Below are 20,703 nucleotides of genomic sequence, written 5' to 3' on the forward strand. Positions count from 1 at the left end.
GATGCGCGGCCGGCGCGTGACGCTCAGCTCGCTGGCGCCGCCAGCGGTGGCCAGGGCCAGGCGCGCCGGGGTCAGGCGTGTGCCGGCGTCGAGCAAGGTGTCGCCATGGTTGAAGTCCTCGCCTTTGGCGCGGACATGCCGCATCGGCTGGGGCGGGTCGTTGAAGGTGATGATGTCGCCCTTGCGGACGGCATTCTCCTGGATGACGACCTGATCGGCACCCTCGGGCAGGGCAGCGCCGGTGGAAATGCGCACCGTTGTGCCGCCACGAATGGCCCGGTCGAGACCGTGCCCCGCAGCAGATTCGCCATCCAGCGGGAGCTCGACCGGATTGTCTCCCAGATCGCCGGACCGCACCGCATAGCCATCCATGGCCGAGGCATGAAAGGGCGGTTGGGTCAGCCGGGCCTTCACCGCTTCCGCGAGAACGCGGCCGGCCGCGTCGCCCAGTCCGATGATCTCCGGCTCGCAAGCCGTGAGGCCGCTACGGACCCGATCAATCGCCTCGCCAAGGGGGATCACGTCGCGTCTCCACGCTGCCAGTCGCCGGACTTGCCGCCCTGCTTGGTCTCCAGCTGGATCGCCGTGATCCGCATGCCCTTGTCGAGCGCCTTGGCCATGTCATAGAGCGTCAGCGCCGCGACCGAGCAGGCGGTCAGCGCTTCCATCTCGACGCCGGTCTTGCCGTCTGTGCGGACCGTGGCGGTGATGGCAAAGGCGGTGTCGCCCGCAACCGGCTCGATGGCGACCTCGACCTTGGTGATCGGCAGGGGGTGGCAGAGCGGGATCAGGTCTGCCGTCTTCTTGGCGCCCATGATGCCGGCCAGCTCGGCGGTCCGGCAGGCATCGCCCTTCGGTCCCTGGCCATCGCGGATGGCGGCAAAGGCCTCGGCGCTCATCTCGATGCGGGCGCTCGCGCTGGCGGTGCGGCGGGTGACGGGTTTGTCACCGACATCGACCATGCGCACGCGGCCGTCTTCGTCCTGATGGGTCAGCTGGCTCATCAGCGCTCTCCCAGGCGGGGCAGGAGTTCGACCAGATTGCACGGCTTGTGCGTGACATCGAATTCATGCCGCAAAATCCCGTTCCAGGCATCCTTGCAGGCGCCCATGGACCCCGGAATGGCGAAGACATAGGTGGCCCTGGCGATCCCGGCGAGCGCCCGCGATTGCAGGGTCGAGACGCCAACCGACTGGAAGGATATCTGGTGGAAGACGACGGAGAAGCCGTCGATCTCCTTGTCCAGCATGGGCCGGATCGCTTCCGGTGTGACGTCGCGACCCGTCAGGCCGGTGCCACCCGTGGTGATCACGGCATGGATCGCCGGGTCATCGAGCCAGGTCTGCAATTGCCCGCGAATGGTCTCGAGCGTGTCGGGCACGATGGCATGATCGATCACGGCATGGCCGGCTTCACCGATCTGCTCGCGCAACCAGGGGCCGGTCTTGTCGCTGGCCGCGTCACGCGTGTCGGAAATCGTCATCACGGCAAAGCCGAGCTGCCGGTCGGGCATCAGGCATCCTCCTGGGCAATCTGGTCGCGCCAGTATTGCGATGCGGCCGTGTCGCTGTCACGGGCCTCGACCCAGTAATGGCCCTGCGCCGTGTGTACGCGCTTCCAGAACGGGGCCTCTGTCTTCAGGCGATCGATCAGGAAGCTGACCGCTTCCAGGGCGGCGCGGCGGTGCGGGGCGCTGGCAGCGACAACGACAATCGTCTCGCCGACCGCCATGCGCCCGACGCGATGATGGATGAGGGCCTGGCTGAGCGACCAGCGCGCCATGGCCTGCTCGCTCAGCTCTCGCAGCGCAGCCTCGGTCACGCCGGGATAGTGCTCGAGCTCCAGGGCGACGAGATCACCCTCGGCGCGGACCTGGCCGACAAAGCTGGAGACGGCACCGTCATCTGGGCTCTGGCCGGTCAGCGCGGCCATGAGTGCTGCGGCATCAATCGGTTCGGCGCTGACCCGGATATCCGACGGCATGGCTCAGCCTCCGGTGAAGGGCGGGCAAAAGGCCAGACGGTCACCCTCTTCCAGTGCGCTGGGGCGGGTGACGATCCGGTCATTGCGGATCAGGCGGATTTCCGGGGCGGCGAGCGCGGCTGCCGCAGCATCGGACCGGGTCAGATGCGCGATCAGGGCTTCGCTGTCGGTCACATCGGCGGGCAGGTCGTGGGCGGTCTCGCCATCACCAAGCCTGTCTCTCAGGGCGGCCATATAGCGGATACGGACGTGCATGAGGTCAGCCTCCGGTCGTTGCCATGCTGCGTGTAACCGACGGCGCCGCGCCGGGCCGGACGTCGAAATCATGGGCTTCCGGCTTGTCGGCCACGGCCTGGTCGAGCGCGGCCTGCAGCCCGCTCATTCCGTGCTCGCGCAGGGCGCCGCGTAGGTCGACAGACCCCTCCTGGCCCAGGCAGGCATGCAGCTGGCCGGTACAGGTCAGGCGGACCCGATTGCAGCCAGCGCAGAAATTCCCGGTCAGCGGCGTGATCAGACCCAGCTTGCCGCCGGTTTCCTCGATGCGGTGATAGCGCGCCGGCCCGCCTGTTGTCTCGGCGAGCGGGGTCAGTGTCCAGCGCTGCTCGAGCCGTTCGCGCACGGCGGTCAGGGGCAGGAATTGAATGGCGCGGTCCAGCCCGACATCGCCGATCGGCATGACTTCGATCAGGGTGACGTCATGCCCCTGGTCATGGGCCCAGGCGATGAGGTCCGGCAAGTCGTCCTCATTCTCGTCCTTCATGGCCACGGCATTGAGCTTGACCTTGAGGCCTGCCGCGCTGGCGGCTTTCAGTCCGGCCAACGTGTCGTCGAGCTTGCCACCGCGGGTGAGGCGCCTGAAGCGCTCCGGATCAAGCGTATCGAGCGAGACATTGATGCGCCGCATGCCGGCCTGGTAGAGGCGGTCGGCAAAGCGTGGCAGCTGGGTGGCATTGGTGGTCAGGGTGAGTTCGTCCAGTCCGCCGTCCTGACCAAGTCGCGTTCCCAGGCGCTCGATCAGCGTGACGACATCGCGCCGGACCAGGGGCTCGCCGCCGGTAATGCGGATCTTGGTCACGCCGCGATCAATGAAGGCCCCGGCGACTTGCTCGAGTTCTTCAAGGCTCAAAAGCTCCGATTTCCGCAGGAAATCCGGCTGCGCCTTCATGCAATAGACGCAGCGCAAGTCGCAGCGATCGGTCACGGACAGGCGCAGATAGCGGATCCGGCGACCGAAACTGTCGATCAGGGGCTTTGTTTCAGCGGTGGAGGTCATGGCGTGAACTTGGGGGGTGTGATGCGGTGGGGCAAGCCGTTTTGGCCGAGCTGGCGGTTCCGCCACGCGATTGTGACCGGTCGGGAGCCGACATCCGGGCGGACATCCCGGGCATGTCCGGTCTCGCGCACGGAGTATCGGGTGGGTGCGGACGGGTGGCGCAATCCTGCGGCATTGGCGAGCAGGCCTGCACCATTCTTGCGCGCCATCATTTTGGCAGATCTGCCGTTCGGGCGAGGTATTTGCAGTGTTGGCGCTATCAGTACTATCCTTTGGCAATGGCATTCCCTGAAACGCGGTTTCAGGGCATAAAATCCCATTTTGCCGCACGGTCGCCGACTTGTGCGAGTGCGAAGTGTGTGCTGCATTAGCGAACGTTTGAAGCTGAGACGGGGGCAGGATTGCTCAGATTTGTGGACATCGACCAGGCCTATCCGGACAAGCGCTCGGAGCGCGAACGGCGTCAGGATTTCAATGAAATCTATCGCGGTTTCTCGACCGAGGCTGCGGCCGACCAGGCGTCTCGCTGTTCGCAATGTGGCGTCCCCTTCTGCCAGTCCGGCTGCCCGCTCCAGAATAATATTCCCGACTGGTTGATGCTGGCCGGCGAGGATCGTCTGCGCGAAGCCTATGACGCCTCGGCCGCGACTTCGACCATGCCGGAAATCTGCGGCCGCATCTGCCCGCAGGACCGCCTATGCGAGGGCTCTTGCGTGGTCGAGAAATCCAAGCATGGTGCCGTGACGATCGGCGCGGTCGAGCAATACATCACCGATACGGCCTGGAATGAGGGGTGGGTCGAACCGCTCGAGCCTGGTCCCGAGCGTGGCCAGAGCGTGGGCATTATCGGCTCAGGTCCGGCTGGTCTTGCCGCTGCAGAGCGTCTGCGCGAGAGCGGGTTTGCCATCACCGTCTATGAGCGCGCCGACCGCGCCGGCGGGCTGCTCATGTATGGCATTCCCGGCTTCAAACTGGAAAAGCACGTGGTCCAACGCCGTCTCGACCGGCTCGCCAAGGGTGGCGTCGAATTCAAGCTCGGCTTCGAAATCGGCCGCGATGCCAGTCTCGATGCCATCCGCGAGCAGCATCATGCGGTCCTGCTGGCGACGGGGGTCTATCAGGCCCGCCAGCTGACTTGTCCGGGCTCCGGCGATGGTGTCCTCGCCGCGCTCGACTATCTCACCCGCTCGAACCGCGATGATCTGGGTGACCCGGCGGCCAATGACAGCGAGCTCGATGCCAAGGGCAAGGATGTCGTCGTGGTCGGTGGCGGCGATACCGCCATGGATTGCGTGCGCACCGCCGTGCGCCAGGGCGCCAAGTCCGTGACCTGCCTCTATCGCCGCGACCGCGCCAACATGCCCGGCTCCGCCCGCGAGGTGAAACATGCCGAGGAAGAGGGCGTCGTGTTCGAATGGCTCTCGGCCCCGCTTGCCGTATTGACCAAGGGCGATGCGATTTCTGCCGTTCGCGTGCAGGGCATGCGTCTGGGGTCTCCTGACGCGTCCGGTCGGCGGGCCCCCGAGCCCGATCCCGGTCAGACCTGGGACCGCCCGGCCGACATGGTGATCTCAGCGCTTGGTTTTACGCCGGAAGATTTGCCCGTCCTGTTCGAGGCGCCGGACCTGTCCGTGCATCGCGACGGCCGGGTCGAAGCGGATCGAGATACGCGCATGGCCAGCCTGGACGGCGTCTTTGTCGCCGGTGACCTGCATCGCGGCGCGTCGCTTGTGGTCTGGGCGATCAAGGACGGGCTCGATGCCGCGCGTTCGATCGAATCCTATCTCGACAATCGCATGCGTGTTCTGGGAGCGGCCGAATGACGAACAAGACCTGGTCCGAAGCCGCCCACCGCCAAGGGCTGGAAACCCTCACTCATGCCGGTCTGATCGATCCGCGTGACGAGCGCGATGCCTGTGGTGTCGGCCTCATCGCCGACATGAAGGGGCGCGCGCGCCGCGATATCGTCGAGCTGGCGATCGATGCGCTCAAGGCGGTCTGGCACCGCGGCGCCGTCGATGCCGACGGTCTGACCGGGGACGGGGCCGGTCTGCGCGTTGGCGTACCGCAGGACTTCTTCAAGGCCGCCGTCGCCCGCACCGGGCACGAGCCCGAGCGCGGCGATGTCATTGTCGGCATGGTCTTCCTGCCGCGCACGGATTTTGCGGCCCGGGAACGCGCCCGCGCCATCATCGAGGCGGAAATCCTGCGCGAGGGCTTTGCCTTCTATGGTTGGCGCCAGCCACCGATCGATACGTCGGTGCTGGGTGACAAGGCCCGCGCCACGCTCCCGGAAATCGAGCAGGTCCTGTTCCGTGATCCGCGCGACCGCGACAGCGAAGCGGTCGAGCGCGTGCTCTACATTGTGCGCCGGCGTATCGAGCGCCGCGCCCGTGAGGAAAATCTGCGCGATCTCTATGTCTGTTCGCTGTCTTCGCGCGACATCATCTACAAGGGCCTGTTCCGCGCCCAGGATATCGACGCCTTCTACCGCGACCTGCAATCGCCGGATTTCGTCTCTGCCTTCGCGATTTTCCATCAGCGTTATTCCACCAACACCTTCCCGGAATGGCGGCTGGCCCAGCCCTTCCGCATGCTGGCGCACAATGGCGAGATCAATACGATCCGCGGCAATATCAACTGGATGCGCAGCCATGAGGTGCATATTGCGGAGACGGCTTTTGCCGATTCCGAAGCCGATGTGAAACCGGTGATCCAGCCCGGCGCATCCGACAGTGCGGCCCTCGATCAGACTTTTGAAATCCTGGTGCGGGCTGGCCGCTCGGCACCGATGACCAAGACCCTCCTCATCCCGGAAGCCTGGTCCAAGCGGGCCGATGTCATGCCCGAGGGCTGGAGCCGGATGTATGAGTACTGCAATGCCGTGATGGAGCCCTGGGACGGGCCGGCGGCGATTGCCGCCTTTGACGGTCGCTGGGCGATTGCCGGGCTGGACCGCAATGGTCTGCGCCCGATGCGCTATGCCCTGACCAATGATGACGTTTTCGTCGCCGGCTCGGAAACCGGCATGGCGCCGGTCGACCCTGTGACCGTGACCGAGCGCGGGTCGATCACGCCGGGTCGCCTGATCGCGCTGGATATTGTCGAAGGCAAATTCTATCGCGAGCAGGACATTCTCAACGAGCTGTCCGAACAGCACCCCTATACGCGCTGGCTCGGCGAGATGGAGGATCTGGAGTCGGTCGTCGGCCCCGGATCGGAAGACCAGATATTCTCCGATGCCGACCGGACACGGCGTCAGGCCGCCTCGGGTTTCACCTTCGAGAATATCGAACTGGTCATCAAGGCGATGGCCGAGGATGGCAAGGAGGCCGTCGGCTCGATGGGCGATGATGCGCCCTTGGCCGTGCTGTCGGAAAATTACCGGCCACTCTCCCATTTCTTCCGCCAGAATTTCTCCCAGGTCACCAATCCGCCCATCGACCCGTTGCGCGAAGGCCGGGTGATGGGTCTGAAGACCCGCTTCCGCAATCTCGGCAATATCCTCGGCCAAGGCGAAGCGCGCGCCAGCGTGCTCGTGCTCGACAGTCCGATCCTGTCCAATGGCAGCTATGAGCGCTGGCGCGCCCATATGGGCGGCGCGGTGAAGGAAATCGATTGCCTCCTGCCGGTCATGCCGGCCTCGGGGGACGGCCAGACCCTGCGTCAGGCGATTGATGATGTGATTTCCCAATGCGTTGGCGCAGTACGCGATGGCGCCGCGCACCTGGTCCTGACCGATCATCGTCAGGACAGTGAGCATGCCGCCTTGCCCATGATCCTGGTCGCCGGGGCCGTGCACTCCACCCTGACGCGCGCCGGCCTGCGTAATTTCTGTTCGCTCAATGTGCGCGCTGGCGAGTGTTTCGACGCCCATTATGCCGCCGTGCTGATCGGGCTCGGTGCGACCACGGTGAACCCGTATCTCGCCTTTGATACCGTCACGGCCGGGCGCGAGACGGTGGGCGGCGAAAGCTGGGCCCGGGCCCAGGCGGGGCGCCTGAAAACCGCGCTCGATGGCGGGCTGCTGAAAATCCTCTCCAAGATGGGGATTTCCATCATCTCCTCCTATCGGGGCGGCTGTAATTTCGAAGTGCTCGGCCTTTCCCGCGCGCTGGTGGAAGCCTATCTGCCGGGCGTGGTCAGCCGGATATCCGGGATCGGCCTGCCGGGCCTGGAAGTGCGGACCCTCGACCTCCATCGCAAGGCCTGGCACGGCGAGGCGCGCCTGCCGATCGGCGGCTTTTATCGTCAGCGCTCCAGCGGCGACCGTCATGCGCTCAACGCGCCGGTGATCAATGCGCTGCAAAGCGCGGTGCGGGACAATGATCCGGTCGCCTGGAAATCCTATCGCGAGGCGGTGGAAGCCCAGGGGCCGATCCATTTGCGCGACCTTATCGACATGCGCCCGATCGGACCGTCTGTCGGTCTGGACCGGGTCGAGTCGATCAATGGCATTCGTCGGCGTTTCGTGACGCCGGGCATGTCGCTGGGGGCCCTGTCGCCGGAAGCGCATGGCGCACTGAATGTTGCCATGAACCGCATCGGCGCCAAGTCGGTGTCCGGTGAGGGCGGCGAGGATCCGATCCGCTACAAGCCGCTGCCCAATGGCGACAACATGAATTCGGCGGTCAAGCAGATCGCCTCGGGGCGATTCGGCGTAACCGCGGAATATCTCGGCCAGTGCCGCGAGATGGAGATCAAGGTCGCCCAGGGCGCCAAGCCCGGCGAGGGCGGCCAGCTGCCCGGTTTCAAAGTCACCGACTTTATCGCCCGCATGCGTCTGGCGACCCCGGGGGTGAGCCTGATCTCCCCGCCGCCGCACCACGACATCTATTCGATCGAGGATCTGGCCCAGCTCATCTATGATCTCAAGCAGATCAACCCGACCGCCCGTGTTGGCGTGAAACTGGTCGCGGCCGCCGGTGTCGGCGCTGTCGCCGCTGGCGTGGCCAAGGCCAATGCCGATATCATCAATATCTCCGGCTCGGTCGGCGGGACCGGCGCTGCCGCCTTGTCCTCGATCAAGTTTGCCGGTGGCCCGCTGGAGCTGGGCCTCGCTGAAGCGCATCAAATGCTATCGCTCAACGGGCTGCGCGAACGCGTCACCCTGCGTGCTGATGGCGGCATCCGCACCGGTCGCGACATCGTGGTCGCCGCCATGCTGGGCGCCGAGGAATTCGGTGTCGGCACGGCGTCGCTGATTGCGCTCGGCTGCCTGATGGTGCGCCAGTGCCATTCCAATACCTGTCCGGTCGGCGTTTGCACCCAGGATGATGATCTGCGCGCCCGTTTTGGTGGCGCGCCCGATCATGTGGTCAATTTGATGACCTTCCTGGCCCAGGATGTCCGCGAAATCCTCGCCGGCCTCGGGGCGACTTCACTGGAAGACGTGATCGGCCGGGCCGATTTGCTCGACCAGGTCTCGCGGGGCTCGGAATCGCTCGACGATCTCGATCTCTCCGCCATCATGTCACGCGCCGACGCGGTGGAACGCCCGGCCCGCTCGACACGCATGCTGCGCAATGAAGTCGCGCCGGCCCTCGACGAGCAGATCATCGAGGATGCCGCTCCCGCCTTCGATCGCGGCGAGAAGATGCAGCTCGACTATGGCGTCAAGAATACCGACCGCGCGGTCGGGACGCGGACCTCGGCGGAAATCGTTCGCCGCTTTGGTCCCGACGGGCTGGGCACGGATCATCTCACCCTGCGGCTGCGCGGTTCGGCCGGTCAGTCGCTGGGCGCTTTCTCGGCCAAGGGCTTGCGCATCGAACTCGATGGCGATGCCAATGACTATGTCGGCAAGGGCCTGTCCGGCGCCTCCATCATCGTGCGCCCCTATGGCGGCGCGACCGAGGCCAATGAGGAACACGCCATCATCGGCAATACCTGTCTCTACGGCGCCACCTCGGGCCGCCTTCTGGCCGCGGGTCGGGCCGGTCAGCGCTTCGGCGTGCGCAATTCCGGTGCCGATGCGGTGATTGAGGGCTGCGGTACGAATGGGTGTGAGTACATGACCGGCGGCACCGCCGTCATCCTGGGTCCGGTCGGGGACAATTTCGCGGCCGGCATGACCGGCGGTGATGTCTTCATTCATGATCCCGAGCGTCGTCTCGATGCGCGCCTGAACCGGGAGACCGTGCTCGCTTTCGAGCTGGAAGGGGAGGCCGAGCGGCGTTGTCTGGCCATGATCGAGGCGCATGCGTCCGAGACCGGATCGCGCGTCGCGGCCCGACTGCTGGCGGCCTGGTCGAGCGAGCGGGCGCATTTCGTGCATTTGCGCGGTGAGGAAGTGGTCAAGCGCGAGCGGGCGGCCCTGGCAGCGGCCAATGACAGTCAGACGGCCTGATCGCGCGCCTTTTTTCACACCTCGAGAATTGATATTGCGGCGCAACACGGGCATTGGTCGCGCCAGAATTTGGGCGTAAGACATCGCCCGGACCAGCCGCAAGGAGCCTATGATGCGGATCGACAAAATCTCCGCGGGCGAAAATCCGCCTGAAGACATCAATGTCATCATCGAAGTCCCGGTCGGTGGCCAGCCGGTCAAGTACGAAATGGACAAGGATGCGGGCACGCTCTTTGTGGATCGCTATCTGCACACGCCGATGAGCTATCCGTGTAATTACGGCTTCATGCCGCACACCCTGTCGGAAGATGGCGACCCGATCGATGTCATGATCGTCGGCCATACCACGCTGGTGCCGGGCTGCGTCGTGCGCGCCCGTCCGATCGGCGTCTTGCTGATGGAGGACGAGAGCGGCATGGACGAGAAAATCCTCGCCGTCCCGCACCACAAGCTGTCCCCGCTCTATGGCAAGGTCAATGAGCCGGACGATATTCCGGAAGCCCAGCTGATGCGGATCAAGCACTTCTTCGAGCACTACAAGGATCTCGAGCCCAACAAATGGGTCAAGGTCCTGGGCTGGGGCGACGCCGCCAAGGCGCGCGAACTGATCGCTGAATCGCTGGAGCGCGTGAAGGGCTGAGGCCTTTCCGTATCGCGGAAACAAAGAAGCCCCGGACTGGCTGGTCCGGGGTTTTTTGTTGAGATCATCGTCCTTCTCCCTGGGGAGAAGGTGGCCTGAAAGGCCGGATGAGGGGGATTGGCTCTGCCACACCGGGGTTTCCCCCGCACCCGGCGCTTCGCGCCACCCTCTCCCCAGGGAGAGGGAAAGTTCCGCCTTGCCCCTAACCCATCCGCTTGCCGAAATCCTTGAGGATTTCGCGGGCGGCATTATGGCCGGGGGCGCCGGTGACGCCGCCGCCGGGATGCGTGCCGGCGCCGCATTGATACAGGCCCTTGATCGGGCTGCGATGATCGGCATGACCCAGCACCGGACGGGCCGAGAAGAGCTGGTCGAGGCTCAGGGCGCCGTGGAAGATGTCGCCGCCGATCAGGCCGAAAGTCCGCTCCAGATCCTTCGGCGTCAGGGCCTGATAACCCAGCACACTGTCCCGGAATCCCGGCGCCCAGCGCTCGACGGTGTCGAGCATGACCTGGGCGACCTCGTCACGGTGGTCATCCCAGTCGCGTCCGCCAGGCAGTTCCGGCGAGACATGCTGGCAGAACAGGCTGGCGACATGCTGGCCGTCCGGCGCCAGGGTCGGGTCCAGGGTCGAGGGGATGAGCAATTCGATGATGGGCGCCTTCGACCAGCCATCGCGTCGGGCATCGATATAGGCCTGTTCCATATAGGCCAGGGAGGGCGCCATGATGATGCCGGCCGTGAGATGGTCGCCCTCACCGGGCAGGGCGGTGAAACTCGGCAGCCGGTCGAGCGCGACATTCATCCGGAATGTGCCCGAGCCGCAGCGATAATGGCGGATACGCTCGCTGAAATCATCGGGCAGGGCGGTCGGGTCGATCAATGAGCCGAACAGGAGTTTGGGATTGAGATTGGAGACCACGGCGCGGGCGCTGAGGGTCTCGCCGCTCGCCAGCCGGACCGCGCCGGAGCGACCGGCCTCATCGACCAGAACTTTGTCGACCGCACATCCGGTCCGGATCTCGACGCCGCGCGCCTCGCAGCAACGGGCCATGGCCTGGGTGATGGCGCCCATGCCGCCGATCGCATGGCCCCAGGCGCCCTTCTTGCCATTCACCTCACCGAACAAATGATGCAGCAGGACATAGGCACTGCCGGGCGTGTAGGGGCTGGCGAAATTGCCGACAATACTGTCGAAGCCGAACAGTGCCTTGATGGCGTTGCTCTCGAACCACCCATCGAGCCAGTCGCCGGCTGATTTCGAGAAAAGATCCAGCAGATCGCGGCGCGCCGTCATCGACATGCTGCCCAGCTTGCCGCCCAGATTGGCGGCTTTCAGCAATTCCGGGACGGCGCCCAGCCAGCTGCCCTCGGACATGTTGGGCGGGGTCTCCAGAACCAGGGCGCGCAGCGTGTCGGCGACCACTTCGAGGCGGGCTTCATACTCGCCCAGCCGTTCGGCATCGCGGGTGGAAAATTTGGCGAGATGCCTGGCAGTCAGTCCGTCGCCAGCCAACAGATACTGATCGTCTTCCAGCGGCAGGAAATTGCCGATCCGGCGTTCGACGATCTCCAGGCCATGCCCGTGCAGGTCGAGATCTGAGATCACTTTCGGGTTCAGCAGGGAGACGGTGTAGCTGGCCACGGAATTGCGGAAACCGGGGTGGAATTCCTCGGTGACGGCGGCACCACCCACCATGTCGCGGCGTTCCAGCACGGTCACTTTCAGCCCGGCCTTGGCCAGATAGGCGGCGCAGACGAGGCCGTTATGGCCGCCGCCGACGATGATGATATCGCGGTCGGGACGGACGCTGCCGACAGGGGTGTGGGCGGTTTTCTTGAGGGCGTTCATGGCGCGGGAGATTGGCCGCGAACCGGGAAAAGCGCAATGTAGCCCCGAGGTTGTGCGATGCCCCTGCCGCTCAAGGCCTGTTGTCAAAGGCGCCGGCGACATCCCTCGCGAGAACCAGGGCGCGGCCTTCGGCGATGGTTTGACCGCGTGTTGTGACACACGTCGTGGCCAGATCGACCAGCTGCTTGTCGGGGCGCAGGCGCGTAATCTCGACCCGCGCGGTCAGGGGCTCGCCGAGCGGTGCCGGGGCGAGGAAGCGGGATTCCTGCTTGAGATAGTTGGTGCCCTCGCCCGGCAGGTCGACGCCGAGAAGATAGGAAAAGAGGCCATTGATCAGGGCTTCGGGCACGACATTGTCGGTCAGCGGTGCGCCTGTCAGGGCGTGCAGCTCGGCCGCATCCTGCTCCGAGAAAGCGCGCTGCGTCATGGCGCTCTGACCGAGTTTGAGCGGTGCGCTCATATCGCCACCTCTGTTTCGCCCGTACAGGTGACAACTCCATCGGACAGGCGGGTCACCTTGAGTGCGATCATGATGCCCAGCCCTGTTTCGCCGACCGTTTCCGCCTCGAAGCGGAGCAGCTCACCGGCCGGGCTGGGAGCCGGGTATTGGGTTTTCTGGCTGAGCTGGCGACCGCCGGGCATGATCATCTCGACGAGACCACGCAGGACCGAGCACAGGAGCGCGCCATGGGCGACGGTGCTGCCGAACCGGGTCCGGGCCGAGAATTCCGGGTCGACATGGATCGGATTATTGTCGCCGGACAGCCGCGCGAAGGCGTCAAAATCCGCCTGGCTGAACGTCTTCTCCAGTGCCGCGTGATCGCAGGCGGTTCGGGCTTTCCTGACCGTCATTCCACGCCTTCAGGTTTGGGCAGGAGATGCTTCTGGACCTTGCCGGCCGCCGTGCGCGGAAAGGCGTCGGCGCGCAGGAAGTGGCGCGGCACCTTGTAGCCGGCCAAACGCTCGCGGCACCAGGCGCGCAGGGCCTCATCGGAGACGGTTTCGCCCGCGCGCAGGATGAGATGGGCGCAGCCGACCTCGCCCCATTTTTCGTCCGGCACGCCGGTCACCGCGGATTCCAGGAGGGCCGGGTGTTCATCGAGCACATTCTCGACTTCGGCCGGATAGACGTTCTCGCCGCCGGAAATGTACATCTCCTTGATCCGGCCCGCGATATAGCAATAGCCATCGCCGTCGAAGCGGCCCAGATCGCCGCTCTTGAGCCAGCCATCACTAGTGAAAAGCGACGCGGTTTCCGCCTCGCGATGCCAATAGCCCGGCGTCAGGCCGGGACCGAAAAATTGTACCTCGCCGGTCTCGCCCGCAGGGAGGGCCTGGCCTTCGGGCGTTGCAATGCGGGCGTCGATGAGGAGTTGCGGCTTGCCGACCGAGCCAATCTTCGACAGGGCGTGCTCACGATCCATCAGGAAGGCGGTCGGGCCGGTCTCGGTCATGCCGAACCCGTTGCAGACAACGGCCCCGCGCGCGGCGAAGGTCTCGATCAGCACGTCCGGCATGGGCGCGCCGCCACAGGCCCAGTGCCGCAGGCGCGTGAGATCCGCGGTCTCGAAGGCCGGGTGGACGGAGAGTTCGCGATAGACCGCTGGCACGCACAGCATGACGTCCAGGCGGCCTTCATCGATCAGTTTGAGAACCGCGCCCGCATCAAAGCCGGGCAGGATGTGGTTGAGCCCGCCGGCCATCAGTACGGGCAGGGTGTGGAGATTGATGCCGGCGGTGTGGAAGAGGGGCAGGAAATTGACCGTCGCATCCCCATCACGCAGGCCAATGGCCTGGGAGATGTTGACGTAATTGACCAGCGCCATGCGATAGGTCTGGATCACGCCCTTGGGGCGCCCGGTCGTGCCGGACGTGTAGATCAGATACCAGGGTTCATCGCCGGGCCAGGCCGGTCGACCCGGATGCGGTGCGGCCATGTCGCGGGCCGAGGGCCATTCACGCTCCAGATCGAGGCAGGTCAGGCCGGTCGGCGCCGCAGCCTCGGCGGCGGTCTCGGAATCTTCCGCACCGGCCAGCAGCAGGACCGGAGCACAATCGGCCAGAAGCTCGGTCAATTCGCGCGCCGGCATGCGCCAGTTGAGCGGGGCGAGAATGGCACCCAGCTTGGCGCAGGCGAATAGCGCCTCGAAGAACTCGACCCGGTTGCGGCACAAGATGGCGACGCGGTCGCCCGCGGTCACACCGCGTTCGGCCAGAACGCTGGCGGCGCGGGCACAGCGGTCCTCGAGCGCGGAAAAGCTGACGGTTTCTCCGGTATCAACGACGTGAAAGGCCGCCCGGTCGGGCGTCAATGCGGCGCGCCGTGCGGTGATATCGGTAATCACATCCATCAGCTGGCCTCCGCTCTCGGGCCGAGGAAGGCCGCCATCCGGGCGCGGGTTTCCGGGCGGACAAGCAGGCGGGTAAAGGCGGATAATTCCCGCTCAAGACGGGTCGACAACGCATCGTGAATTTCGCGCGCCTCGAGCAGGCGGCGCGCGGTCACGGCGACTTCCGGGTCGTGCCCGGCCAGGCCCGCAAGGATTGTTTGAACGCCTTCGGCGAAGCTCTCCGACGGGTAGAGCCGGTCAGCCAGGCCCATCTCAAACGCGGCCAGGGCACTGACCCGATCATCGAGCGCCAGCCAGCTGGCTGTCCGCGCGGCGCCGATCCGTTCCGGCAGGAGTGCGGTCCATCCACCATCGGGCGCGAACCCCATTTTCGCGTAATAGGGCTGAATGAAAGCGTCCTGGCTCATCACCCCGATGTCGCAGGCCAGCATCAGTCCGATCGCGCCGCCGGTGACCGGCCCATTGACCGCGGCCACAGTCGGGCAGGGCAGCGCGCGCAGGGCCAGGATCGCCTGGTTCAGTGCCGAGACGACGGCGATGCCAAAGCCTTCGAGTGCGGCCGGATCATCGGCGCGGGCATGAAATTCGCGGATATCACCGCCGGAGGAGAAGGCGCGCCCCTGGCCGGTGAGCACCACAGCGCGGGCATCGCCACACTGCGACAGCGCTTCCAAGAGCGTCTCGAGCAGGTCGGGCGTCAAGGCATTGCCGCGTCCGGGACGGTTCAGGCGGATCCACGCCGTATCGCCGTCCCGGTCGAGAATGACCGGCGAGGTGTCGGTCGTTTCAGTCATGGTTTCAGGCCGTTGGCGATGAGATCGGAGACAGTACGGGCGACTTCTTCCGGATCGCGATCGCCTTCCCAGATGCCGTATCGGAGACCCATGAAGACGCTCATCCCGATCAGGGCCCAGGCGCGTGTGCCCTGGTCCCCCGCGCGGACTTCGCCGCGCGCCTCGGCGTCTTGCAGATTGCGCTGATAGCGTTCCAGGAAAACGTCGTAGTGCGCCTTGTAGGCATCCGGCGCGACGAATTGGCTCTCTTCGATGATCCGATAGAGGTTCGGATGGGCGCGGGCGAATTCGATATAGGCGACGAGGCCGCGATGCTCGGTCTCCAGACGGTCGGGCGCGCCCTTGACGCGCTCGGCGATCCAGCCGCGGGTCATTTCGCCCATATGAGCGACCAGGGCGCGGAAAATTTCGTCCTTGGAATCGAAATATACGTAGAAAGTCCCCAGGGCCACGGACGCCCGGCGCGTAATATCGCCGATCGAGGTGGCATGAAAACCATTCTCCCCGAAAGCCCCTTCAGCCGCATCCAGCAACTTGTTTCGGGTCCTTTGACCGCGGGCGGTCTTGGGCCGTTTATCGACCGTGCTCGTTTCAGAAGTTGACATATGATTCAGTTTTCACAAAATGGATCCTAAATCAATATGGCACGATCCAGCGAAAATTGGACGGCCAAGGGGAGTTTGAGTTTTGGCCAACCCGCAACCGCACGGTCCGGAAGACGGTGAGCGCATGCCGCATCACCTCACCCTGCGCGACGGGACGGTGATGGCCTATCGCGATATCGGCCGCGGCCCCGGAATCCTTCTGGTGCACGGCTGGGCGGCGTCAGGAGAGTTCTTCGACGATATCGCCACCCGCCTTGCCGATGAGTTTCGCGTTATCATTCCCGACCTGCGCGGTCATGGCGATACGCCGGTCGGCCCTGGCAATGCCTCCATTCCCGGCCTCGCCGACGATATGGACGAGTTGGTCCGCACGCTGGGCCTTGCCCCGGTCGTCGCGCTCGGCTGGTCGATGGGCGCGACCGTGCTCTGGTCCATGATTGAACGCCATGGTCATGACCGGCTGGCCGGCATGGTCATCGAGGATATGAGCCCGCGCATTCTCAATGATGCGAGCTGGACGCTGGGCATGTCGAGCGGCATGGATGTCGAGGCCTCGGTGCGTGCAACCGCCGCCATGCGGGCTGACTGGCCAGCCTATGCCGCAGCTTTTGCGCCCCGGATGTTTGCCCGCGACAGAGCCGCACGCGAGCCGCAAATGGTGGCGAATGCCCTGACACTTCTGACCGCCCGGAATGCCAATGCCATGGCGGATTTGTGGGCATCCATGGCGCAGCAGGATCTGCGCGACATTCTTCCGGGAATGGCCATCCCGGCGCTGATCGCCTTTGGCGAACGCAGCGATGCCTATGGCCCGGAGACGAGCCGCTATCTCGTCGAAACCTTGCCCGCCGCAACGGCGCACGGGTTCGCCCACTCCGGGCACGCACCGCATCTCGAACAACCGGAAGAATTTGTCGACGCGGTCAGACTCTTCGCCCGCCAGGCCCTGGCGCAGGCGATATCCAACGACACCATCGAGGGGAGTACCCAATGAAAAAGTTCAAGACCCTGACGGGCAGCGCGCTCTTGCTGAGCACGGTTGCCACTTCAGCCCTGATCGCGGCCCCGGCCGTGGCCCAGGATAATGGCGCCGCTCAAGACCGTGACGTCATCACCGTGACGGCCCGCCGTCGCGAGGAAACGCTGCAAGACGTGCCGCTGTCCGTTTCGGCCATGTCCGGCGAGGACCTCGAGCGCATGGGGGCGATCGACATCGTCGCCATCGCCGACACCACCCCGAACATCACGCTGGAAGTGTCGCGCGGCACCAATTCGACCCTGTCCGCCTTTATCCGCGGCGTCGGTCAGCAGGATCCGGTTGCCGGTTTCGAAGCGGGTGTCGGCGTCTATGTCGACGACGTCTATCTCAACCGTCCGCAGGGTGCTGTGCTCGACATTTATGACGTCGACCGCATCGAGGTCCTGCGCGGCCCGCAAGGCACGCTCTATGGGCGCAACACCATTGGTGGCGCCGTCAAATACGTGACCCGCCGCATCGATCCGGATGAGCCGACCCTGTCGGCCCGCGTCAGCGTTGGCAGCTACGGCCAGCTCGACACAGTGCTGTCCGGCAGCGCACCGCTCGACGACACCTTCCGCATCGGCGCGACGATCGGCCGTTTCACCCGAGACGGCTTTGGTGACAACCTGACCACGGGCGAGGACAATTACGACAAGAATGTCTTCGGCTATCGCGTGTCTGCCGAGTGGGAGCCGACCGATACTTTCTTCGTGCGCCTTGCCTATGACAGCGTCTCTGACACGTCGAATGCCCGTGGCGGTCACCGGCTTATTCCCGGTGCCCTCTCAGGCGCTCCGGTGCTGAGTGATGTCCATGATACCCGGGCCGGTCTGAATGTCGTTGACCAGGAAGTTGAAGGCAATGGCGTGTCCCTGACCGCCGAGTGGGAGATCAACGAGAACTGGACGGTCCGCAATATCCTGGCGGATCGCTCTGACACCTCTGTCACGCCGATCGATTTCGACAACCTCGCCTCGGGTGACCTGGATGTTCCGGCCATTTATGACAATGATCAGTTCTCTGAGGAATTCCAGCTTCTCTATTCCGGGGAGCGCCTGAACGGTCTGGTTGGCTATTACTATCTCGACGCCAGCGCGATGACGGTTTTCGACGTCCTGCTGGATAATGTCCTGGCGGGTCTCAACGCCCAGACCTTCGGCGAAGTCGACACCAAGACCTGGTCGGTCTTTGCCAACTTTACCTATGATCTGACCGACGAGTTCTCGCTGACCCTTGGCGGTCGCTATACCGAGGACGAGCGGACCTCCCGGGTCCTGCGCCGCACCTATCTGGGTGGCTTCTCGCAATACTTCGGCGGTTCAGGCTTCTCGATCGCCACGACGTCGGACTTCACCGGCACCAATTCCTGGGATGACTTCTCACCGACGGCTTCGCTTGCCTGGCAGCCGAATGACGCGAACAATTTCTACCTGACCTACTCCCAGGGCTTCAAAGGCGGCGGTTTCGATCCGCGTGCCCAGACGACCGGCGCGCCTGACTTCGACCAGAACGGGACAGTCGAGGCGGATGAGATCTATGAGTTCATGAGCTTCGATCCGGAGACCGTGGACAGCATCGAGATCGGCTGGAAGTATGAAGGCAATGGCTATCGTCACAGCCTCGCCGTCTTCAACATGGACTATACCGACATCCAGGTTCCCGGCTCGGTTGGTATCGATACCGATAATGACGGCGTCAATGACACCTTCACGGGTGTGACCACCAATGCCGGCGCTGCCACCATTCGCGGTATCGAGTATGAAGGTTCGCTGGACCTGGGGCAGGACGTATTTGCCCAGGGCGACATCGTGACGCTCGGCTGGGCGCTTGGCCTGCTGGACGGTGAGTACGATCAGTTCATCAATGCCTTCGGTGTTGATGTCTCCGATCAGGTCGTGATCCAGAACACGCCCGACACCACCGCTTCGGCCACGCTGACCTACATCACGCCGCTGCATGGTGGTGATCTGTCGGTCATCAACACGATCAGCCATCGTGGTGACTCCAGCCAGTTCGAATTCCCCTTCCCGCTGCTTGATCAGGGCGCCTACACGCTGTGGAATGCGTCGGTTGTCTGGGAAGGCGAGGATGGCCACTGGCAGTTCGGCCTGCATGGCCGCAATCTGACCGATGAAGAGTACAAGGTCTCCGGCTATGACTTCGTCAACAATACGACGCTGGCACCGGAACTGGGCCTTGAAGGCACGCTGGTTGGCTATTACGGCCCGCCGCGCACGGTGACGGCAACGATCGCCTGGCGCTACTAGGCCGGTTGATCTGGCGAACGGGATCCTCCCCCGTCCGCCCGATCCGGACTATCCTGACGGCGGCGCCCATGTCGGGTGCCGCCGTTCCTGTTTTCTCCAGTCACGGGGTCTGCCATGCGCGTCCTGATCGCTCTTCTTCTCGGTGTCTTTCTGCTGATGGGCGTTGGCGTCTTCGCTATCACCCAAATGCGCCAGGCCGCGTCGGTCGCTGCCGATGGCGAGGCAGATCTGGCGGAGCGTGCCAGCATCGACTCGCCCTGGTGGGGTGAGGCAGATCGCCTGGTCGATGTCGCCGGCCTGCAGACGCGGGTCCGCATTGAGGGCCCCGATACGGCGCCGGTCCTGATCCTCGTGCATGGATTCTCCCACTCTCTCGAAAGCTGGGATGCGTGGGCGGCTGACCTGTCGAGTGACTACCGAGTTGTGCGCATGGACTTGCCCGGTCACGGCCTGACCGGCCCCGACCCGCAAGCGCGTTACTCGGTCCCGCAGACGGTTGAATTTGTCGCCGGCCTGATGGCGGCGCTCGACATTCCCGACGCGACCCTGGTCGGCAATTCCCTGGGCGGACTGGTCAGCTGGCGCCTGGCGGTCACGCATCCGGACCGGGTCAATCGTCTCGTCCTGCTGGCGCCGGGTGGCTATTCCATCAATGGCGTGACCGAGGAGCCGGTCGATGTCCCGATGCCGGTCCGCTTCTTTCTGACCCAGGCGCCGGAACCGGTCATCAATGCCGCGACGCAGGCCCTGTTCGGCGACCCGTCGCGGATGCCTGAAGGAATGCCCGCACGTGTTCATCAGCTGATGCGCGGCGAGGGCGTGGGCCAGGCCATGGTCGAGCGGCTGGAAGTCTTCACCCTGCCGGAGCCGTCGGCCGATCTCGCCCGTATCGAGGTGCCGACCTTGATCCTGTGGGGCGAGGCCGACCGTATGGTGCCGTCTTCACATGGTCCGCTGATGGCGGCGACCATTCCCGATGCGCGCCTGATTACCTACCCGGATCTGGGCCATGTCGTGCATGAGGAAGCGCCTGAGCGGACGCTGGCGGATGTGCGTGAGTTTCTCGGGACGCCCTAGGGCTCAGGCCTTGCGGCGCTGGGCGATCTCGGCCTGCAGGTCGGCCCAGTCCTTGGGGTCGACATCGCTTTCACGCAGGACCACAACGCCAAGACCGTTTTCGGCACCGGTCTCCTCGCCGCACAGAAGGCGGCCAAGGGCATGCGTGCGGGCCGTGTCGCGATTGAGACGGGGCCGGTAGACGATGTCCCGTCCGGCCTGTTGACGTTCCACCGCGCCCTTGCGGCGCAGACCGTGCAGTACAGCAAGCGTGGCATCGGCGGGCTGGCGCGTGGCGATGGCCAGCTCGCTCACGGAGGCGCCGCCGCGATCCCACAGGATGCGCATGGTGGCGTTCTCGTCGTCGGTGAGGCGGTCGCTCTGGCTCATCATCGGCATCCTTCCACAAGTCCGGCCTGACCTGAAACGTGACAGGTCTGGTGTGTTAAGGAATTGTTTGCAAAGCTCGCGCCGAAGATCGCCATCCATGTCATGCGATCAGTCTGGGGGAG

The 20,703-nt window shown here is 64.7% G+C and carries 18 protein-coding genes and 1 pseudogene; 6 read left to right on the forward strand and 13 right to left on the reverse strand.

Features of this window, described 5'->3' with window-relative positions; genetic code table 11:
* From Q0X62_RS10610 to moaA, 6 genes and pseudogenes are all read right to left on the reverse strand, one after another.
* Nucleotides 1-522: pseudogene (locus tag Q0X62_RS10610) on the reverse strand (molybdopterin molybdenumtransferase MoeA); the annotation flags it as partial.
* Entirely contained in the window at nucleotides 519-1,004 is a 486-nt protein-coding gene (moaC, locus tag Q0X62_RS10615) for a cyclic pyranopterin monophosphate synthase MoaC (RefSeq protein ID WP_297735259.1), read from the reverse strand. The pseudogene Q0X62_RS10610 and the gene moaC, both read right to left, overlap by 4 nt.
* A complete protein-coding gene (locus Q0X62_RS10620; protein WP_297735262.1) occupies nucleotides 1,004-1,513 on the reverse strand; it encodes a molybdenum cofactor synthesis domain-containing protein in 510 nt (169 codons plus the stop codon). Before Q0X62_RS10620 ends, moaC begins: the two co-directional genes overlap by 1 nt.
* On the reverse strand, nucleotides 1,513-1,983 hold the full coding sequence (locus Q0X62_RS10625; protein WP_297735265.1) for a molybdenum cofactor biosynthesis protein MoaE: 471 nt from the start codon (nucleotides 1,981-1,983) through the stop codon (nucleotides 1,513-1,515). Before Q0X62_RS10625 ends, Q0X62_RS10620 begins: the two co-directional genes overlap by 1 nt.
* 3 nt (nucleotides 1,984-1,986) lie before the next feature.
* Entirely contained in the window at nucleotides 1,987-2,238 is a 252-nt protein-coding gene (locus Q0X62_RS10630; protein ID WP_297735267.1) for a MoaD/ThiS family protein, read from the reverse strand.
* A gap of 4 nt (nucleotides 2,239-2,242) precedes the next feature.
* Nucleotides 2,243-3,256 (reverse strand): GTP 3',8-cyclase MoaA, encoded by a 1,014-nt coding sequence (gene moaA, locus Q0X62_RS10635; protein WP_297735270.1) that lies wholly within the window; start codon nucleotides 3,254-3,256, stop codon nucleotides 2,243-2,245.
* A 401-nt stretch (nucleotides 3,257-3,657) separates the two neighbouring features.
* Between moaA and Q0X62_RS10640 the strand changes: the two genes are divergently transcribed.
* From Q0X62_RS10640 to ppa, 3 genes are all read left to right on the forward strand, one after another.
* Entirely contained in the window at nucleotides 3,658-5,079 is a 1,422-nt protein-coding gene (locus tag Q0X62_RS10640) for an NAD(P)-dependent oxidoreductase (protein WP_297735273.1), read from the forward strand.
* Nucleotides 5,076-9,605, forward strand: a complete 4,530-nt coding sequence (gene gltB / locus Q0X62_RS10645) for a glutamate synthase large subunit (RefSeq protein WP_297735276.1) — start codon at nucleotides 5,076-5,078, stop codon at nucleotides 9,603-9,605. The genes Q0X62_RS10640 and gltB overlap by 4 nt, the downstream gene beginning before the upstream one ends.
* Before the next feature lie 112 nt (nucleotides 9,606-9,717).
* Nucleotides 9,718-10,245, forward strand: a complete 528-nt coding sequence (gene ppa / locus Q0X62_RS10650; RefSeq protein ID WP_297735279.1) for an inorganic diphosphatase — start codon at nucleotides 9,718-9,720, stop codon at nucleotides 10,243-10,245.
* Nucleotides 10,246-10,447: 202 nt separating this feature from the next.
* Here the strand turns inward: ppa and Q0X62_RS10655 are convergent, their stop codons facing one another.
* From Q0X62_RS10655 to Q0X62_RS10680, 6 genes are all read right to left on the reverse strand, one after another.
* A complete protein-coding gene (locus Q0X62_RS10655; RefSeq protein WP_297735282.1) occupies nucleotides 10,448-12,097 on the reverse strand; it encodes an NAD(P)/FAD-dependent oxidoreductase in 1,650 nt (549 codons plus the stop codon).
* 70 nt (nucleotides 12,098-12,167) lie between these two features.
* Nucleotides 12,168-12,557: a phosphate acetyltransferase gene (locus tag Q0X62_RS10660; protein ID WP_297735285.1), complete on the reverse strand. Its 390-nt coding sequence runs from the start codon at nucleotides 12,555-12,557 to the stop codon at nucleotides 12,168-12,170.
* Nucleotides 12,554-12,949, reverse strand: coding sequence for a MaoC/PaaZ C-terminal domain-containing protein (locus Q0X62_RS10665; protein ID WP_297735288.1), 396 nt, complete (start codon nucleotides 12,947-12,949; stop codon nucleotides 12,554-12,556). Before Q0X62_RS10665 ends, Q0X62_RS10660 begins: the two co-directional genes overlap by 4 nt.
* A complete protein-coding gene (locus Q0X62_RS10670; protein WP_297735291.1) occupies nucleotides 12,946-14,448 on the reverse strand; it encodes a long-chain fatty acid--CoA ligase in 1,503 nt (500 codons plus the stop codon). The genes Q0X62_RS10665 and Q0X62_RS10670 overlap by 4 nt, the downstream gene beginning before the upstream one ends.
* Nucleotides 14,448-15,242 carry an enoyl-CoA hydratase/isomerase family protein gene (locus Q0X62_RS10675; RefSeq protein ID WP_297735294.1) on the reverse strand — a complete coding sequence of 265 codons (795 nt, stop codon included), beginning with the start codon at nucleotides 15,240-15,242 and terminating at the stop codon, nucleotides 14,448-14,450. The genes Q0X62_RS10670 and Q0X62_RS10675 overlap by 1 nt, the downstream gene beginning before the upstream one ends.
* Nucleotides 15,239-15,775: a TetR/AcrR family transcriptional regulator gene (locus Q0X62_RS10680; RefSeq protein WP_297735297.1), complete on the reverse strand. Its 537-nt coding sequence runs from the start codon at nucleotides 15,773-15,775 to the stop codon at nucleotides 15,239-15,241. Before Q0X62_RS10680 ends, Q0X62_RS10675 begins: the two co-directional genes overlap by 4 nt.
* Before the next feature lie 154 nt (nucleotides 15,776-15,929).
* Between Q0X62_RS10680 and Q0X62_RS10685 the strand changes: the two genes are divergently transcribed.
* The 3 genes from Q0X62_RS10685 to Q0X62_RS10695 all read left to right on the forward strand — a co-directional run bounded on the left by Q0X62_RS10685 (nucleotide 15,930) and on the right by Q0X62_RS10695 (nucleotide 20,212).
* Nucleotides 15,930-16,841: an alpha/beta hydrolase gene (locus Q0X62_RS10685; RefSeq protein ID WP_297735300.1), complete on the forward strand. Its 912-nt coding sequence runs from the start codon at nucleotides 15,930-15,932 to the stop codon at nucleotides 16,839-16,841.
* On the forward strand, nucleotides 16,838-19,135 hold the full coding sequence (locus Q0X62_RS10690; protein WP_297735303.1) for a TonB-dependent receptor: 2,298 nt from the start codon (nucleotides 16,838-16,840) through the stop codon (nucleotides 19,133-19,135). The genes Q0X62_RS10685 and Q0X62_RS10690 overlap by 4 nt, the downstream gene beginning before the upstream one ends.
* A gap of 114 nt (nucleotides 19,136-19,249) precedes the next feature.
* The gene (locus tag Q0X62_RS10695) at nucleotides 19,250-20,212 is read left to right on the forward strand and encodes an alpha/beta fold hydrolase (protein WP_297735306.1); all 963 of its coding nucleotides are present in this window, start codon (nucleotides 19,250-19,252) and stop codon (nucleotides 20,210-20,212) included.
* Nucleotides 20,213-20,215: 3 nt separating this feature from the next.
* Here Q0X62_RS10695 and Q0X62_RS10700 read toward each other — a convergent pair whose 3' ends face one another.
* Nucleotides 20,216-20,581 carry a BlaI/MecI/CopY family transcriptional regulator gene (locus Q0X62_RS10700; protein WP_297735309.1) on the reverse strand — a complete coding sequence of 122 codons (366 nt, stop codon included), beginning with the start codon at nucleotides 20,579-20,581 and terminating at the stop codon, nucleotides 20,216-20,218.
* Nucleotides 20,582-20,703: the final 122 nt, after the last annotated feature.

Source organism: uncultured Maricaulis sp. (assembly GCF_947259345.1).
GTDB lineage: Bacteria > Pseudomonadota > Alphaproteobacteria > Caulobacterales > Maricaulaceae > Maricaulis.